This is a genomic window from Paraburkholderia sp. (genome assembly GCF_035656215.1).
Lineage (GTDB): Bacteria > Pseudomonadota > Gammaproteobacteria > Burkholderiales > Burkholderiaceae > Paraburkholderia.
Genome location: NZ_DASRSY010000319.1, coordinates 12,284 through 29,259, shown reverse-complemented (window position 1 = coordinate 29,259; position 16,976 = coordinate 12,284). Strand labels below are relative to the sequence as shown.

General features: G+C 60.4%; 18 protein-coding genes. 12 read left to right on the top strand and 6 right to left on the bottom strand.

The window, feature by feature from the left end:
• A partial coding sequence (locus VFE81_RS18375; protein ID WP_325045958.1) for a CHAD domain-containing protein occupies nt 1-513 on the top strand: 513 nt, incomplete at its 5' end.
• A gap of 191 nt (nt 514-704) precedes the next feature.
• Here the strand turns inward: VFE81_RS18375 and VFE81_RS18370 are convergent.
• Nucleotides 705-1,742: a VTT domain-containing protein gene (locus tag VFE81_RS18370; RefSeq protein WP_325045957.1), complete on the bottom strand. Its 1,038-nt coding sequence runs from the start codon at nt 1,740-1,742 to the stop codon at nt 705-707.
• A gap of 235 nt (nt 1,743-1,977) precedes the next feature.
• Here VFE81_RS18370 and VFE81_RS18365 point away from each other — a divergent pair, with 235 nt between their 5' ends.
• Nucleotides 1,978-2,883, top strand: coding sequence for a DMT family transporter (locus tag VFE81_RS18365; RefSeq protein ID WP_325045956.1), 906 nt, complete (start codon nt 1,978-1,980; stop codon nt 2,881-2,883).
• A 49-nt stretch (nt 2,884-2,932) separates the two neighbouring features.
• Here VFE81_RS18365 and folE read toward each other — a convergent pair whose 3' ends face one another.
• Together folE and VFE81_RS18355 are read right to left on the bottom strand one after the other, a co-directional pair.
• Nucleotides 2,933-3,571 carry a GTP cyclohydrolase I FolE gene (gene folE, locus VFE81_RS18360; RefSeq protein ID WP_325045955.1) on the bottom strand — a complete coding sequence of 213 codons (639 nt, stop codon included), beginning with the start codon at nt 3,569-3,571 and terminating at the stop codon, nt 2,933-2,935.
• Between the two features lie 123 nt (nt 3,572-3,694).
• Nucleotides 3,695-4,624 (bottom strand): LysR family transcriptional regulator, encoded by a 930-nt coding sequence (locus VFE81_RS18355; RefSeq protein WP_325045954.1) that lies wholly within the window; start codon nt 4,622-4,624, stop codon nt 3,695-3,697.
• A 299-nt stretch (nt 4,625-4,923) separates the two neighbouring features.
• Between VFE81_RS18355 and VFE81_RS18350 the strand changes: the two genes are divergently transcribed.
• From VFE81_RS18350 to pcaC, 5 genes are all read left to right on the top strand, one after another.
• A complete protein-coding gene (locus VFE81_RS18350) occupies nt 4,924-5,628 on the top strand; it encodes a 3-oxoacid CoA-transferase subunit A (protein WP_325045953.1) in 705 nt (234 codons plus the stop codon).
• Nucleotides 5,629-5,638: 10 nt separating this feature from the next.
• Nucleotides 5,639-6,298 carry a 3-oxoacid CoA-transferase subunit B gene (locus VFE81_RS18345; RefSeq protein WP_325045952.1) on the top strand — a complete coding sequence of 220 codons (660 nt, stop codon included), beginning with the start codon at nt 5,639-5,641 and terminating at the stop codon, nt 6,296-6,298.
• Between the two features lie 355 nt (nt 6,299-6,653).
• Nucleotides 6,654-8,033, top strand: coding sequence for a 3-carboxy-cis,cis-muconate cycloisomerase (locus VFE81_RS18340; protein WP_325045951.1), 1,380 nt, complete (start codon nt 6,654-6,656; stop codon nt 8,031-8,033).
• A 5-nt stretch (nt 8,034-8,038) separates the two neighbouring features.
• On the top strand, nt 8,039-8,830 hold the full coding sequence (pcaD, locus tag VFE81_RS18335) for a 3-oxoadipate enol-lactonase (RefSeq protein ID WP_325045950.1): 792 nt from the start codon (nt 8,039-8,041) through the stop codon (nt 8,828-8,830).
• Entirely contained in the window at nt 8,827-9,222 is a 396-nt protein-coding gene (gene pcaC, locus VFE81_RS18330) for a 4-carboxymuconolactone decarboxylase (protein ID WP_325045949.1), read from the top strand. The genes pcaD and pcaC overlap by 4 nt, the downstream gene beginning before the upstream one ends.
• 410 nt (nt 9,223-9,632) lie before the next feature.
• On the opposite strand, the gene VFE81_RS18325 is transcribed toward pcaC, so the two are convergent.
• A complete protein-coding gene (locus VFE81_RS18325) occupies nt 9,633-9,779 on the bottom strand; it encodes a hypothetical protein (RefSeq protein WP_325045948.1) in 147 nt (48 codons plus the stop codon).
• Between the two features lie 206 nt (nt 9,780-9,985).
• On the opposite strand from VFE81_RS18325, the gene VFE81_RS18320 reads away from it, so the two are divergent.
• The 4 genes from VFE81_RS18320 (at nt 9,986) to VFE81_RS18305 (ending at nt 13,439) form a co-directional block, all read left to right on the top strand.
• Complete coding sequence (locus VFE81_RS18320; protein ID WP_325045947.1) at nt 9,986-12,376, top strand: DUF6531 domain-containing protein; 2,391 nt, start codon at nt 9,986-9,988, stop codon at nt 12,374-12,376.
• A gap of 1 nt (nt 12,377) precedes the next feature.
• Nucleotides 12,378-12,749 carry a DUF6984 family protein gene (locus VFE81_RS18315; protein ID WP_325045946.1) on the top strand — a complete coding sequence of 124 codons (372 nt, stop codon included), beginning with the start codon at nt 12,378-12,380 and terminating at the stop codon, nt 12,747-12,749.
• An 85-nt stretch (nt 12,750-12,834) separates the two neighbouring features.
• Nucleotides 12,835-13,101, top strand: coding sequence for a hypothetical protein (locus tag VFE81_RS18310; protein ID WP_325045945.1), 267 nt, complete (start codon nt 12,835-12,837; stop codon nt 13,099-13,101).
• Nucleotides 13,102-13,211: 110 nt separating this feature from the next.
• Entirely contained in the window at nt 13,212-13,439 is a 228-nt protein-coding gene (locus tag VFE81_RS18305; protein ID WP_325045944.1) for a hypothetical protein, read from the top strand.
• Nucleotides 13,440-13,820: 381 nt separating this feature from the next.
• Here VFE81_RS18305 and VFE81_RS18300 read toward each other — a convergent pair whose 3' ends face one another.
• On the bottom strand, nt 13,821-14,012 hold the full coding sequence (locus VFE81_RS18300) for a hypothetical protein (RefSeq protein ID WP_325045943.1): 192 nt from the start codon (nt 14,010-14,012) through the stop codon (nt 13,821-13,823).
• 229 nt (nt 14,013-14,241) lie between these two features.
• Nucleotides 14,242-14,943: a TetR family transcriptional regulator gene (locus tag VFE81_RS18295; RefSeq protein ID WP_325045942.1), complete on the bottom strand. Its 702-nt coding sequence runs from the start codon at nt 14,941-14,943 to the stop codon at nt 14,242-14,244.
• 393 nt (nt 14,944-15,336) lie between these two features.
• Here VFE81_RS18295 and VFE81_RS18290 point away from each other — a divergent pair, with 393 nt between their 5' ends.
• Nucleotides 15,337-16,944: a 6-hydroxynicotinate reductase gene (locus VFE81_RS18290; protein ID WP_325045941.1), complete on the top strand. Its 1,608-nt coding sequence runs from the start codon at nt 15,337-15,339 to the stop codon at nt 16,942-16,944.
• Nucleotides 16,945-16,976 lie beyond the last annotated feature (32 nt).

Genomic DNA, 16,976 nt, shown 5'->3' with positions numbered 1-16,976 from the left:
CCCAGGCTCGAGGAGGCGCGCGGCGGTGCATTGGCGACGAGTCGTGAAACGCTGTCGAACGCGGACGTCAAACATTTGCTGCAAGACGCCCTGACCAGCGCCAAAAAGGAATTGAACACGGCCCATGAACGCGTGCCGCTGCAAAAATTCATCGATAAGCGCGTGGCCGTTTCCGAACGTGCGCTGAAAAAGCGTATAAAACGCGCGTCTCACGCGAAGCGTTCCAATTACGCCGCGTTTCATGACGTCAGAAAGGCGGGAAAAAAATTACGCTACCTGCTCGAGTTTTTCGAGCCGGTTCTCCACGGCAGCCGCAAGCGTATCCAGAAGCGCCTGAAGCAGATTCAAAAGCGTTTCGGTACGCTCAACGATGTTGTCGCGAGCGAAATGCTGCTGCGCGACAATACGGGTCTGCTGGCCAGATCCGGCGACGCCGATGCAGCGCTTGACTGGCTCAGGAAGGAACGCAAACGCCGGATGCGCGCTGCGGCGGGACTGCTGCGCAAACTCTGACGCGGGCTGAGGGCGGCTGCACGTTGGAGCGAAGCGGCGCGCATCAGCGCACCGGCTGTGCCGTCCTTACCGGGCTCAGCAATCGCCGTGTGCTCGACAGCCGTCTCGACGAAGAATGGCGGCGCGCGCGGCGCTCCGGGTGGCGTTCCAGCGCCAGGCCGGGCGTTCACTCGGCTGCTTGCCCAGGCGCTTTAGCTGCGCCGGGGGGCGAACCCCCGCAGGGTCACCGCGTCGCGTGCTTCGCCGCAGGGCTCCGGCGCGCGTTTGCCGGTGGTCAATGGGTCTGCCGGCGCTTGTGGTTCGACGGGAAACCCGCGCCTTTGCCAGGCGTCGAGGCCGCCCCTCAGTGCGCGTATCCGCGTGTAGCCGTTCAGGCGCATCCGCTGCGTAATCTCAATGGCGGTCGCGCTGTCCGGGCAAATGCAGTAAATCACGCTGTTATAGACGAGCAGCGCGCCGTCGATCTGTTCGGGCGAGCGCGGGTCGAGCGTTAGCGCGCCGGGAATAGGGCACAGCGCTTCACCCGCCGATGCGGGTGGGCGGGCATCCAGGACCTTGGGCGGCGCGATGCCGCGCCATCCGCCGGGTGTCGCTTGCGACGCAGTCGCGGAGGCGGCGTGTGCTAAACGGCGTCGTTCGCGGTGTCGCTGCTGCAGGCGATACACCAGATAGGCCAACGCCGCGACCAGCAGGACGTCGATTACCGTGCCGCCGCGCGCTTTGACGAAGGCAAGCAGCATATGCAACTGCCGTTCCGCTGCGGCGCCGCCGAGCAGCCAGAAAGTGGCCCACGCCAACGCGCCGGCGAGGTCCCACACGGCATAGATGCGGGCATCCACGGCTGTCGTGCCCATGAGCGGCGGGGTGATGAGTCCCAGTCCGGGGACGAACTTCGAGATCGACACGAGCGGCACGCCGAAACGCTCGAACAGCGAGCGAGCCTTGTCGACCCTGGAATCGATTGCCGGAGAGATCCGGCCCAGGGCTGCGATTAGTTTGCGGCCGTAGATGCGGCCGGCGGCGAACCACGTACCGTCGCCGATGAGCGCACCGAGCACGGCGGCGAACAGGATCGGCCAGAAAGACAATGTGCCGGCAGCAATCGCCGAGCCGGCGAAGAGCAGCATGGGGACCGCGGGGATCGGCAGGCCGAGGCGTGTCAGCAGGACGTTGAGAAAAACGACTGTGCCGCCCCAGGTTGAAACTGCCGACGACGGAAACTCTACCAATTGCGGAACTCCTGTTATTACGGTTGGGGTTTTATTTCAATCAGGATACTCGATGAGCACTGGTGACAGTGCCGGGTGGTTTCACCTGACCGTAAGCCGGATTCGCGCCGGTATTTCGTGAAGCCGACGCTGCGCGGCGATTCGTTGGCAGGGTTTTTCGCTGCAATTTCGTTCAAGACCGCGCGTGTCCATCACGTCTAATCTGCCTGTTCGTTCAAAGGAATGGGACAGCAGCATGAATTCACGATATGTCGGATATGTGTTTTGCGCGCTGGCGATGATCGGGGTCGGCAGCACGGTAGTCGTCAGCAAATCGATCGCAAGCGGATTGCCGCCGTTCAGCGCGACCGCGTTGCGTTTTGCCATCGCGTTTCCCCTGTTTGTGCTGGTGATGCGCTGGCGAGGCGTGCGCTGGCCGCGTCTCGATCGACACGATACGTGGCTCGTGATCGCCCAGGCGGGGGCCGGCAGCGTCGGTTATACGGTGTTGCTCATCAGTGGTATGAAGCTCGCATCGGCCGCCGATGCGGGCGTGATTGCCGGCACCCTGCCGGCTGTGTCGGCCGTGGTTGCCATGCTCGCGCTGGGCGAGCGCCCCGCACCCGCGTTGATCGGTGCGATTGTCCTCGCCACTTTGGGCGTGCTGGTGTGTACCGTGCGTATCGACGATTTCACCGCGCCTCATGCGGCCAGTTCGCTGGCGGGTAACGCCCTGGTATTCGCGGCGATCGTCTGCGAGGCACTCTTCATTCTGCTTAATCGCAGGTTGCGCACGCCGGTCGCGCCGCTGCCGCTGTCAGCGTTGATGTGCGGCATTGGTTTCGCGGTGGCGATTGTGCCGGCATGCTTCGAAAGTCCCTGGCGTGTGCCGTTCAATGCAAGCGCCCTGAACGGCGTGCTTTATTACGCGCTCGTGCCTACCGTGGCGGGGTTCGTTCTCTGGTATGCGGGCGCGGCGCGCATCAGCGGCGCGGAAGCCGGGCTCATGACCGCGCTCGTGCCGGTGAGTGCGGTGGCGTTGGCCGCTGTCGTGTTGCGGGAGCCCGTGAGTGCGGCGCAACTGGCGGGTGTGGCGTGCGTGCTGGGCGCGGTGTTGATGGCCACTTTCGGGCAGATGCGTACGGTGCGTAGCACGGCCTGAGGTGGTGGCCAATGCCACGGCCTGATCCGCGGCGCGACCGCATTGCTATTCAGGTATTGGCGACCGCCACCACACCCGGATTGCCCACGATCGACAAAAACTCGCGCCGTGTCGAAGGATCGGTGCGGAAGGTGCCGAGCATGCGGGAGGTGACCATCGTGACACCGGCCTTGTGCACGCCCCGGGTCGACATGCATTGATGCGCGGCTTCGAGAATCACGCCGACGCCCGCTGGTTGCAGCACTTCGTTCAACGTATCGGCGATTTGCACCGTCATCTTTTCCTGGATCTGCAGCCGCTTGGCGAACGCATCGACGAGGCGCGCCAGCTTCGAAATGCCGACTACCCGATGTTGAGGGAGGTACGCGACATGCGCCCGCCCGATGATCGGCACCATGTGATGCTCGCAGTAGCTTTCGAAGCGGATATCTTTCAGCACGATCATTTCGTCGTAGCCGTCCACTTCGGAGAAGGTGCGGGCGAGGATTTCGCGCGGATCGACCTGATAACCCGCGTAGAACTCCTCGTAGGAGCGCACCACGCGTGCCGGCGTATCGAGCAGACCTTCGCGCTCGGGATTGTCGCCGGCCCAACGCAGCAGCACACGTACCGCTGCTTCCGCTTCGTCGCGGCTGGGGCGGTCCACTACGGCCGCGGGTTTGGTTTTCTTTGGTTTACTGCTGGCCATCCGTCGCTCCTCCGGGATCGCGCGTCGACGCTAAGCGGAGCGCGCGGGTTCAATGAGTGAGGCCATTGTTCCATGTTTTGCGTCGAATCGTGTCGATGCCCCTTTTGCGGCTGGGGCATGAGCTCACTTCGGCCACTCATCCATATCGTCGTTGAAGAGCTCGGCGACGATGCTGCGCAGCCAGCTTGCCCGCGGATCGTTATGAAACTTGCGATGCCAGTGCTGCCGCAGATCGAAGCGCGGCAACGGCAGCGGCGGCTCGACTAGCGTGATCGACGCATGCTCCGACACGTACGCGAAGCCAATAGCGTGCGGCACCGTCGCAAGCAGATCGGTGCGCGCGAGGATGAACGGCAGACTCATGAAGTGCGGCGTTTCGAGTACGGCGCGGCGCTTGATACGTTTCTTTTCCAGGTAATGTTCGAGGACTTCCTGGCTGCGTCCTTCGGCGCGCACCACTGCGTGGCCCGACGCCACGTACTGAGGCAGTGTGAGCGGCGCCTTCGAAAGGGGATGCCCGGTGCGCATCAGGCAGATGAATCGATGGGTGAAGAGCCGTTGCTGGAAGAAGTTATTGCCCGACAGATCGGGAAAATAACCCACGGCGAGATCGACGTCGCCCGATTCGAGTCCACGTTCCACGTGCGAGGGCGAGAGCGACACCGAGCGCAGATTCGCATACGGCGCGCGTTCGGCGAAGAGTTGCAGGAGCCGTGGCAGGAAGACGATTTCGCCGACGTCGGAGAGCGCGATGGAGAAGGTATGGGTGCTCGTGGCCGGATCGAAGTCCTGCACGTCGAGCATGCCTTTCTCGATACGCAGAAGCGCGTCGCGGGCAGCGGGGAGGATGGCGAGCGCGCGAGGCGTGGGCTCCATGCCTTTCGATGTTCGAACGAAGAGCGGATCGTCGAAGTATTCCCGCAGGCGGCCTAGCGCGGTGCTGACGCGGGGTTGGCTGACGCCGAGTTGCGCCGCTGCGCGGCTGACGTTGCGGGTGTCTTCCATTGCTACGAGGTAGGGGATCAGGTTTAGATCCAGGTTTGGGTCGGGCATGGTGTTGGGTTACCTGTGGCGCTTATTTTTTGGGGGGGATGGGGTATTTTGGATTTGGATAAAGGGTAGCTTAATAATCTTTGGATCGGATAGTGGGGGTGGCCTGCCGACCAGGCCAAAACCTGATTACTAAGTGCAATCCCCAACCTTGACAACCCGCCTGAACGGCAACCATAATCGCCCTAATCGTTCGCTAAACGAATCCATGTTCGTATAATGAACAAATGGGCGGCGAGCAAACAAAAGGCGCCAGCCGGAATCTCCGAGCGGCCCCGCAGCGCCTCAAAAGGAAATTCGACATGATCAACAAGATTTTCGAGTCACTTCAATCGGCGGTTGCCGATGTCCACGACGGCGCGACCGTCATGATCGGCGGCTTCGGCACGGCCGGCATGCCGTCCGAGTTGATCGACGCGCTCATCGAACAAGGCGCGCGCGAACTCACCATCGTCAACAACAATGCCGGTAACGGCGACATCGGCCTCGCGGCGCTGCTCAAAGCCAAACGCGTGCACAAAATCATCTGCTCGTTCCCGCGTCAAACCGATTCGTATGTGTTCGACGCACTCTATCGCGCCGGCGAAATCGAACTCGAACTCGTTCCGCAAGGCAACCTCGCGGAACGCATCCGTGCAGCAGGCGCGGGCATCGGCGGCTTCTTTACGCCCACCGCCTATGGCACCAAACTCGCCGAAGGCAAGGAAACCCGTCTGATCGACGGCAGGCATTACGTGCTGGAGTCGCCGCTGCATGCGGACTTCGCGCTAATCAAGGCATTCAGGGGCGACCGCTGGGGCAATCTGGTCTATCGCAAGACCGCCCGTAATTTCGGTCCGATCATGGCGAGCGCGGCGAAAACGGCCATCGTGCAGGTGTCGAAAGTGGTGCCGCTCGGTGAGCTCGATCCGGAAAATATCGTGACGCCGGGCATCTTCGTGCAACGTGTGATCGAAGTGCCGCAAGCTACGCATCAAGCCGAGCTTGCATCCGTGACCGCCGCCTGAGGAGACCGACATGAAAAAACTGACCCGCGATGAAATGGCCAAGCGCGTTGCCCAGGATATTCCTGAAGGCGCTTATGTGAACCTCGGCATCGGTGTGCCGACGCTGGTAGCCAACCACCTTGCCGCCGACAAGGAAATCTTCCTGCACAGCGAAAACGGCCTGCTCGGCATGGGCCCGGCACCCGCAAAGGGCGAAGAAGACGACGAACTGATCAACGCCGGCAAGCAGCACGTCACGCTGCTCACGGGCGGCGCCTACTTCCATCACGCGGATTCGTTCGCGATGATGCGCGGCGGCCATCTGGATTTCTGCGTGCTCGGCGCGTTCCAGGTGTCGGCGAAGGGTGATCTGGCGAACTGGCACACCGGCGCGCCCGACGCGATTCCGGCTGTCGGCGGCGCCATGGACCTCGCAATCGGCGCGAAGCAGGTCTACGTGATGATGGAACACCTGACCAAGCAGGGCGAAAGCAAGATTGCCGCCGAGTGCACCTACCCGGTGACGGGCGTGGCCTGCGTAGACCGCATCTATACGGACCTGGCAATGATCGACGTCACCGAGACGGGCCTCGTGGTGCGGGAGATCTTCTCGGACATCGACTTCGATGCGCTGCACAAACTGACCGGCGTACCGCTGATCGACGGCACACAAGGGGCTCGCGCGGCCTGAGCATAGCCCGAAGCGCCAGGCGTCCGCGCGTTTGCCTGGCAGAGAAGCAGAGAAGCCGAAACGCTGGCGAGGCAAGCGCAACGCGCACACCGCTTCGGCGTCCCGCCACCATTGTCGTGAACGCGCATGAGACACTTCCTGCGCGTCACCTGACGTCACGGCGCATACCTCACATACGTCTATAGACGGCGGATATGACGCATCCGGGCCGCCGTCGTGGCGATGTTGGGCGCAGAATACTCCGCAGCGCCGTGTGCGGTACGCTCTCGATAGATAGCGCCTGGGGGCGCGCCTCGCAGCGCGTCCGGAAAGCCCCGGCGAAACTTTCACTTTCGATTTCCTCATCGACGCCATCATGCTCGACTCCAGCGCCCGTCTGACCGGCCTTCTTTGCGGCACGCAGCCGATGAACGACATCTGGGCGCCGCGTGCCACGCTGCAACGGATGCTCGATGTCGAAGCCGCGCTCGCACGCGCTTCGGCCGCCCATAACGTGATCCCACACACCGCCGTGGCCGCGATCGAGGGCGCCTGTCAGGCCGATCAACTCGACGCCGATGCACTGGCGCGCGACGCGGCACTCGGCGGCAATCTCGCGATTCCCCTCGTCAAACAACTCACCGCACGCGTCAAAGCGGCGGACGCCGAAGCGTCAAAGTACGTCCATTGGGGCGCCACGAGCCAGGACATCATCGATACGGCGACGGTGCTGCAATTGCGCGACACCTTCGATCTGCTCGACAACGGTTTGCAAGCCACGTGCGACGCGGTGGCAAAACTCGCGGCCACCCATCGCGCGACGCCGATGATCGGCCGGACCTGGCTGCAGCAGGCGCTGCCCATCACGCTTGGTCTGAAATTCGCGCAATGGCTCGACGCGTTGCTGCGTCATCGCGAGCGCCTCGATGAATTGCGTGCTCGCGTGCTGGTGCTGCAATTCGGCGGTGCGGCGGGCACGCTGGCGAGTCTGCGCGACGCGGCGCCGCAAGTGACGCAATCGCTGGCGCAGGAACTCAGGCTCGCTGTGCCCACCTTGCCGTGGCACACGCAGCGCGATCGCATCGCCGAAACAGCGGCGCTGTTCGGCATGCTGATTGGCACGCTCGGCAAAATCGCGCGCGATATCTCCCTGCAGATGCAAACCGAAATCGACGAACTGGCCGAGCCCGCCGCGGCAGGCAAGGGCGCTTCGTCGACGATGCCGCACAAGCGCAACCCGGTCGGCTGCGCTGCGGTGCTGACGGCCGCAACGCGCGCGCCCGGACTGGTGGCCACGGTGTTCGCCGGCATGGTGCAGGAGCACGAGCGCGCGCTCGGCGGCTGGCAAGCCGAGTGGGACGCGCTGCCGGACCTTGCGCGCCTTGCAGGCGGCGCGCTCGCGAACATCGAGCAGATCGCGGCGGGTCTCAACGTAAATGTGCCGCGCCTTGCCGCGAATCTCAACGTCACGCACGGATTGATTCTCGGCGAAGCGGTGATGCTCGCGCTCGGCGACAGCATCGGCCGGCTCGATGCGCATCATCTGGTTGAGCGCGCATCGAAAGCGGCAATCGCCGAACGCAAGACGCTCTTCGACGTGCTTTCGGCGGACTCCGCAGTGACCGAACATCTTTCGATCGAGCGCCTGAAGCAACTGCTCGATCCCGCTCAATACGTCGGCCAGGCGCACGCTTATGTGGACGCCGCGCTGGCACTTCATCACACGCGCGCCAAACGCGCCACTTCCAAGGAGTAACCGGCATGCCCTACGCCGCAGTCAACGGTACCGAGCTTCATTATCGAATCGACGGTGACCGTCACGGCAACGCGCCGTGGATCGTGTTGTCGAATTCGCTCGGCAGCGATCTGTCGATGTGGACGCCGCAAGTCGCGGCACTGTCTAAACACTTCCGCGTGCTGCGCTACGACACACGCGGTCATGGTCACTCGGAAGCGCCGAAAGGTCCGTACACGATCGAACAATTGACCGGCGACGTGCTTGGCCTGATGGATACGCTGAAGATCGCGCGCGCGAATTTCTGCGGCTTGTCGATGGGCGGGCTCACTGGCGTCGCGTTGGCCGCGCGTCATGCGAATCGTCTCGAACGCGTCGTGCTGTGCAATACGGCGGCGCGCATCGGTTCGCCGGAAGTGTGGGTGCCGCGCGCTGCGAAGGCACGCACGGAAGGCATGGTCGCGCTGGCCGATGCGGTCTTGCCGCGCTGGTTCACCGCCGACTACATCGAACGGGAGCCAGTCGTGCTTGCGATGATCCGCGACGTGTTCGTGCACACCGACAAGGAAGGCTACGCATCGAATTGCGACGCCATCGACGCCGCCGATCTGCGCCCTGAAGCGCCTGGCATCAAGGTGCCGACGCTGGTGATCAGCGGCACGCACGATCTGGCCGCAACGCCCGCACAGGGCCGCGAACTGGCGCAAGCAATTCCGGGCGCGCGTTACGTCGAACTGGACTCATCGCACATTTCCAACATCGAGAAGGTCGAGGCCTTCACGAAGACCGTGCTCGACTTCCTGACGGAGCAGAAATGAACGACGAAGACCGCTATGAAGCGGGACTCGGTGTGCGCCGCGCGGTGCTGGGCAGCGCACACGTCGATCGGTCGCTGGCGAATCGCACCGAGTTGACGGACGAGTTCCAGAATCTGATCACCCGCTATGCATGGGGCGAAATCTGGACGCGCGAAGGATTGCCGCGCCACACGCGCAGCCTGCTGACCATCGCGATGATGGTCGCGCTCAATCGCAGCGAAGAACTCGCACTGCATTTGCGCGCCGCGAAGAACAACGGCGTGACGCGCGAGCAGATCAAGGAAGTGTTGTTGCAAACCGCGATTTATTGCGGCGTGCCAGCTGCCAATTCGGCGTTTCACCTGGCCGATAAACTGTTCCGCGAAGACGACACCGCGGCGGCCAAGCCGTAACGACGCTGCACGAGTGGCGCGGCGTGTGGGCCGCGCCGAAACTCGCCCGCATGCGACAAGGTCGCCTTTTCCGCCAGACGGTAGCGGCTTGAACATATCGAGTCGCTACACATACCTTCCCGCAAGCGTCTGCTAGGGACGCAACGTGGACAGCATCGATATCGAGCAACAAATTAAAGTACTAAACAAAAATATCGACAAGAGACGCGAATTGACGGTTGACGCAGCCGAAACGGTTTTGCTGTTTGAGGTCATTCATGCGCGACTGCATAATTCAAGGCACAAAGATAGTGCAATCAAAGTTGCGGCTACGTTTGCGGCGAGGTTTGTGGCGCTCCGCTGTAAGCAAGGTTCTCCGTTCGTGTGTCTAAGGCAGGCCGCCGCCAAGCGGGCTTTTTTGCGCGTACACACTACTTCGTGCCGCTTTCCTCCGCTCTCATTTCCAGTTCGCGCAGTTCAATGATGCCGCGCAGTGGAATCTGCAAATCGTTGATGGTGTCGCGGTCAACGATGACCCGCGCCGGATATTCCCCTTCGTTGTAGCTCGTACCTTTCATGGATTTCACTCCGCTGGATGCCCGCACGGTGGGGGTTGTTGCGCACGGACCCGCACTGGTCCCGCTTCGATGCTGTCAATTTCAGCCGATCCGTGAAGATGTGTCGCACAATAGCGTTTTTCAGAATTTTCCCATTTTGACGCCGCGCTCCCCGATGCAGTGTCGCCTTATTACGTTTTTAACGGCGCGTTACAAAAGGGAGATATATGAGAATAAACAAACCGCCTTACGGGCCAGCAGGCAATCTGGCCCGTCTGCTTGTCGCATTCGTGCTGCTACTGGTCGCCTTCAGTGCGAATGCCGATTACCAGAATGACTGCACCACACGCTACGCAAAATCAGGTGCCATCCAGGGCAGCAAGTTCTGCGCTATCGACGCTGCGAGCAATTCGCCGGGTGGGCCCGGCGGCTATGCATGCCTGAACGACCTCGATCTCATCAACAAATGGTGCGCGGGCGAAACCGATCCACAGCCTGAGAAGTCCTGCCCGGTTGCCGATCCGGTCTATCCGGGTAGCGGTGCCGTTACGCTCGACAGCGCGGATTTCGTCAGCGGCGACGACATGCCGATGGTGTTCTCCCGCACCTATCGTTCAGTGTCGCTCGGCACTTCCGGCAATGCGATGGGACCGGTCTGGTTCCATAACTGGCAGCGTCAACTCAACCTCGCGAGCGCCAATAACGGCGGTTCATCCAAAGTCGTTGCTTTCCGCGCGAGCGGTGAGCCAGTCACCTTCAGCTGGTCAGGCGGTTACTGGCGCACGGCGGCATTCACTGGACTCACGCTGACGCAGAACGGCACGGACTGGTTACTGACAGACCAGCTTGCCGGCACTGCCGAAACGTACTCTTCGAAAGGTGTTCTGCTTTCGGAGCGCACAAAAAACGGCTTTACGCGAACCCTGAGCTATGACGGTTCGGGACGCCTCACCACGATTACGCAGCACGGCGACGATGCGCAGGCGAAGTTCGACCTGACGCTCCGTCTCGATTACGACAGCAAGGCCCGCATCTCCAGGCTGACGGATCCAATGGGTGGCATCACCCAGTATGCCTACGACGCCAACAGCAACCTCGTCTCCGTCACCTGGCCCGATGCCAACGTCCACCGCTATGTGTACGACGACGTCCGCTTCAGCAACGCGATCACCGGTGAGATTGACGAGACTGGCACGCGCATCGCGACGTGGACCTATAACGCGGACGGCAGGGCCACGGCGGTCAGCCACCCGGACACGACCCGCAACGTCCAGTTCGCCTATAGCAGTGGCTCGACTGCGGTTACCGACAGCAGGGGCACGACAACACTGGGCTTCTCGTCGATCGGCGGCATGCTCCGGCCTACCGGAAGCACTTCAGCATCGGCGACTACTTCGACCGCGTGGACCCGATCGGGCAATGTGCTAAGGGAGACCACCGCAAGCGGCGGCACGGCCGACTACAGCTACGACGATACGGGTCGACCTGTCCGCTGGACCACGCAGAACCCGGCCACTGGAACGAGGACAGTTTCGACACGCTATGCCGACGCGACGGGTATCCGGCCGTACATGATCGCGTCACCCGGCAAGCTGCGCACGTTCGTCTACGACGATCGCGGCAACATTACCGGGTACAGCGAACGCAAGACCAGTGATCTGACAGGCGCGAGTGCGTTCGATGCCGCGTGGGACGGTGAGCAGCAGCGGACCACTGGCATCCGGTATGACGCGCTGAATCGCGTGACCGGCGCGCGCGTCTACATCAATAACCAGCTCACCGAGGACTGGGTCTACTTCTACGACACCACCGGCAATCTGGAGACCGCACAGAACCTCAAGACGCCGTGGCTGCGTGGAAACTTTGGGCGGGATGCTGCACACCGCGTAATGCTTCAATCCAGCAACGGTTTTACTGCCAGGATCACCTACGACCCACGCGGCCGCATCACGCGATTCAGATACGACGAGGCCGCTGCGCCGTCCAACGGCCAGGTGGCACGCGTTCTCAACGTGGACTACGGCTATGCGGCAAATGCTGAACTGGTCTCCCGCAGCGGCACAGTGACGACGAACGGCGGTGCGTCCGTTTCGATCAGCAGCGACGAGATTGACCAGTGGCTCGATAACTACGAGGCGGGTATCAATCCGGTTGGGCCGCCACCGGGCACGCTCGGATGGGCGCGCTCACTGCTTCGGGCATCGGCTGAGCCGGGGCTCATTCCGATCTGTATCGAGTGCATGTTCAATCCCGCACTGAGCTGGGGTTGGCAGATGTCCTCGGACAACGACGACCCGTTCGGTATTGTCGGGATTGCCGGCACGATTCGTGGCGCGGTCAATGGGATCGCCAACCTGTGCAAGCCGACCGGTACTAACGGCTTGGACGGTATTGCTTTCAAGCGAGACCATTACATTAATCGCGCGAAGGCCGATAATCTAGACTTGGACAAGGCCGAAGGCATCATCGCCGATGTGTTACGCCGGATTCGTTCTGACATGGTTCCCGGGCAGCATCAAATGGGACGCATTGAAGTTGACGGGCAGCCTGTCCAATGGAGAGCATATATGTTGCCAAACGGCGATATTAACGTTGGAACAATTTTTGTGATCAAGTGACATGGATCGTAAACTAACCGACGAAGAGAAGTCGTTTATTCGTGAGGTCGCGGCACGACTCGATCCCGAGGACGAAGCGAGGCTCACACACGACTTGGCAAACGCTCACGCCGAGCCGATGCTGGATGACAATTCGCTAATTCTCTTCCATATCGACGGCTACCAGCGCCCCCAAGAGCGGGGACAGCATACGTACCCGTATGAGGGCACACTGAAAGACGCAGACGGCGCGGTAGTGGACGTCCTCCTACTTGCTGACGCGGCCGATCGTCTGTTTCAACTGGAGTTCCTGCGATGGGGCGATGGACCGTTGAAAAAGCCGGACTGGACGACGCTAAAGATTGTGCATATTAGCGACAGGGGCAAACTCTGACCGTTGCCAGAATCGCTGTCCACCTGGGCGGCACGGGCGCGAGTTGATTCAGAAGCAGTGAATCGATCGGCTTTGGAGGAAGAAAATGATGACCAAGTTGGCCTTTGAAGACATCGACGACGCTAGCGTTCGTCGCCCGTACCTTTTCGTTTTTTTGCTGGAGGATAACGACCCATATTGGGTTGGCCAATTCTCTCCATTCATGCAGATAGTGATTACCGAAAATGACGAACTAGTCTTTAATTTCTATCCGTCCGAAAGCGGCTTCTCGCTTAGTAGAGAACAGTGGGAGGAGATATTGAGAAAAGCGCAAATATTTCGTGAAGAGACGTTAGCCAACGACGGAGATTAAAGGTTCGAATAAGGCGCGGGTAGCCGCGCCTTCTTTTATGGGAACTAGACGATCCCTTCATCTATTTTGGTGTTTAGAAAATTGACTTTGTAGTGGTCTGGTCGTCGGTTATGGACGAATATGAAGAGTTGACCCTCGAAGTTCTGCTGGACGGTTATCCTGTTGTCCGTGTCAATCAGGAAAATGGGGTGGAGAATCTTGTGGCCGAATTAGGTGGATCCGAACCGGGTGGCTCGATGGCTCGCAAAGTTCGTCTCGGCGAATTGATTCAGGCTTTGATAAAAATTGATCAGTTGATGCATACACCTAAACCGAGAGCGGAAATCGACGATGGCTAATCAAATATTCGTTAAGAAAACTAAGATAGTCGAAAGAGTGGAGACCGTTTGGTCGTCGGCACCTGACGAGTACAACTTCGTGACATTGGAAGTATTGCTAGACAGAAATCCGGTTGTTGTGATCAATCGCGAGAAAGGACTGGATAATCTTGAGGTTGAACTATTCGGACCTATCCCGGCGGCACTATGGTCTACAAGTTATCGTTAGATTGCCTGATAAACGCGCTGATAGACGGTCGCAGGGGAATGTTAGAGTCACCTTGAACAGGTCTTCCCGAGGGCGACTCGAGCAAATAGTAGCTTTGTAAAAAGGCGCGAGCAATCGCGCTTTCTTTTGTTGCTGCAGTGTGGTGGCCGCCAGTGGTGGTCAGTGCTGCGACGTCACCGCTTGTGTGCGGTGACGCATTTCACAGTCGATGCTTTCCGCTCGGCGTTGCCGCGTCGCAGAATGTCATCCCACACATCGGGGTCGAGAATGTACAGCGTGTCGGTTGCGGTGAGAGAAAGCGCTACTTCCTCCGCGACTGCGCGATCCTTGTAGAAATCAGCACAATCAAAGAGCGCGCTCGTCATGTCTGCATAGTCATTTTGCCGGACCTTCCCGGGCGGTATGTACGATTAAACGGTTCACGCAAGAGCGGTGATGTTGGTGAATCTGCGATGTGCCGCTGCTCATTTCGGCGGCTTCATTCGCTACACGTGGAGCCATGAAGCCTATGCGGGCCTGCGGGATAGGAAAGGATGCAGCCGATTTGGTCATGATGCGATTTCCAGTGTATTCTTGAATCGCCCGACACTCACTTCAGGCAATCCTGCTCTCATTCATTACTGCGGTTGCAACCGGCAACTGCAAGCGCACCGCGCGCAACACCGTATCCTTGATGACCTCGCGCCAATGCGCGAGGGCGGCCTTATCCATCAGCGGTTCACCCAGAAACGCACCCAGTGTGTACTGATTGGCGTTATAGAAATAACCGAGCGACGCAATCATCAGATACACATCACGCGCTTTGACGTCGCTACGAAAAACGTTTTGCGCGTTGCCCGCATCCAGTAACTTCTGCACGACTGAAATCGCATAGCCCGAAATCTCCTTCAGCTTTGACGATTTCTTCGCGTGCTTGCCCTGATGCAGATTCTCACTCGACAGCAGCGTGACGAACTCGGGATGATCGAGGTAGTACTGCCAGACGAATTCGACCATCTGTTCGAGGCCGTGCACGGGATCGTCCAGATCGAGATCGAGCTTGCTTTCGGCCTCGTTGAACTGCGTGTAGATCGTCTCCAGGACTTCGACAAACAACTGTTCCTTGCTGCCGAAGTAGTAATAAATCATCCGGTCGTGCGAACGCGCGGCCTTCGAAATACTTTCGACCCGGCCGCTTGCATAGCCTTGCTTTGCAAAGACCTTGATTGCCGCTTTGAGAATCTTGGCGCGGGTGTCTTGCGCCTGTTTCGCTCGGATGCCGATAGCGCCCGGCTTGCGGGCGGCAGTGGGACTCATGGCGGTCTCGGATCTCTTTGTTTGCGTCAGGTTGAACAGCATGCGCCGGAGCCGCTAAGGCACGCTTAGGTGCGTTTGAGCACGACGCGTCTTCATCATACAGCCCATATTACGCGCGACGAAATGCCCTGCACGATCATGTGCTTCGGCGTAGATTGATTCGTGATTCACGCGACGATGCCGCGCCGCAGCATTCCGATGTTCGCCGGGAAACTCGTTGCGCAGTCTATTTTGATCGAGTAGATTTCAAGCATGTTTGGTGTAGCGGATACTACACGAACGGTGAGTGACCGCAACATGGAAAAAAGCGGATCACGCGAAAGTCCCTTTAAATGCGGGCTATTCGTCAACCGGGCAGGACCGATTGTAATGTCGTCGTATGGGAACCCCACCATGACAGAACATACGAAGGTCGATTTCGGTGCAGAGCGCGTGGACGGTGACACCGCCTCGACGCCGGGTCCGACCGTGCTCGAGAAAGCGGTGCCGCGCAGCGAGCGGATGGCGTCGAACAAGATCGAATGCAATGCGTGCCCGGTGCTGTGCCAGATATCGGAGGGCCGCACCGGTGCGTGCGATCGTTATGCGAATGCGGATGGGCGTCTGATTCGCGTCGACCCTGTGGTGTTTCTTTCGCGCACCTCGGATTCGCCAGAAGCGATCACAAATGGTGCGGATGCCACGGTCGAATTTGGTGCATCGTCCGAAGTACACGATCCTGCCGCGGAACAGGCACTGTTCGTCACCGGCATTGGTGCATCGTCCACCTATCCCGACTACAAGCCCGCACCTTTTATCGTTTCCTCGAAGCTCGACGACGTCGACATGATCACCGTCGTCACCGAGGGCATTTTCAGCTATTGCAGCTTCAAGGTGAAAATCGATACCGACCGCTTTCTCGGGCCGGAGCAATCGAACGTGCGTTGCCATGGCGAGATCGTCGGGCATGTGACCACGGCGGAGTATGGCTCGCAGATGCTGAGCCTCGGCGGTGTTCATCATCTGACTGGCGGCAGCAAGAAAGAAGGCCGTGTAACGTGCGACATGATGCTCGCACTGGGCAACAAGGAAGCGGTGGAGTTGACCATCGACGGCGGCGCGAGTCTGGTGATTCGCGCGGGCGTGGCGCCGATTGTCGACGGCGTCGAGGAGCAGCGTATGCGGGTGGGCTGCGGGTCGGCCACCATTGGCATCTTCGCGAAGCAATGGTTCGGTCACGCGGACGAAGTCGTGGTCGTCGACGATCACATCACCGGCGTACTCACCGAACACCAGGCGGGCCGTTGCCTCGGCATGACGCGTTCAGGGTTGAAGATTCGCGGGCGTAAATCGACCCCGGGCCGCTATTTTCAGGTCGCGAATCCCGGCACCGGTTGGGGCGGCACCGATATTCAGGACCCGCTCGCGATTGTCGAAGGTTTCGATCCCGCCGTGGCGAAACCGGGCATGCGCCTGCTGATGGTATCCACCACCGGCGAACACGCGCAGTGGTATGAACTCGATCAGGATCTGGTGCCACGCATTGCGGCCATGCCGGACGCCGTGCGCCGCACGGTCGAGCGAATTGGCGAGAACTGCGAGCCGTCGCTTGCGACAGTACTGTTTCTCGGGGGCGCGGGCGGCAGCTTGCGAGCAGGGGCAACGGAGAACCCGGTTCTGCTCACGCGGGCGATCAAACAGAAGCTGGTGAACGTAACATGTGGTGGTGCACCGGCCTATGTGTGGCCGGGCGGCGGTATTACCGTGATGGTCGATGTTTCGCGCATGCCCGATCGATCGTTTGGCACCGTGCCGACGCCCGCGATCGTCGCGCCGATCGAATTCACCATGACTTATGACGCGTATCGTGATCTCGGCGGCCATCTCGACGCAGTGCGTTCATTGGCAAGCGTGCTGGCGAACGGACCCGAACATACGGAAGGGGCGCCGCTCGCACGCAGGACCCTGGCGCGCAATCCCGACAATCCGTGGCCGCCCGCCATGCCGCCGATGCTCGGCTAACGGCAATAACGTGACCGATACGACGAACGCGA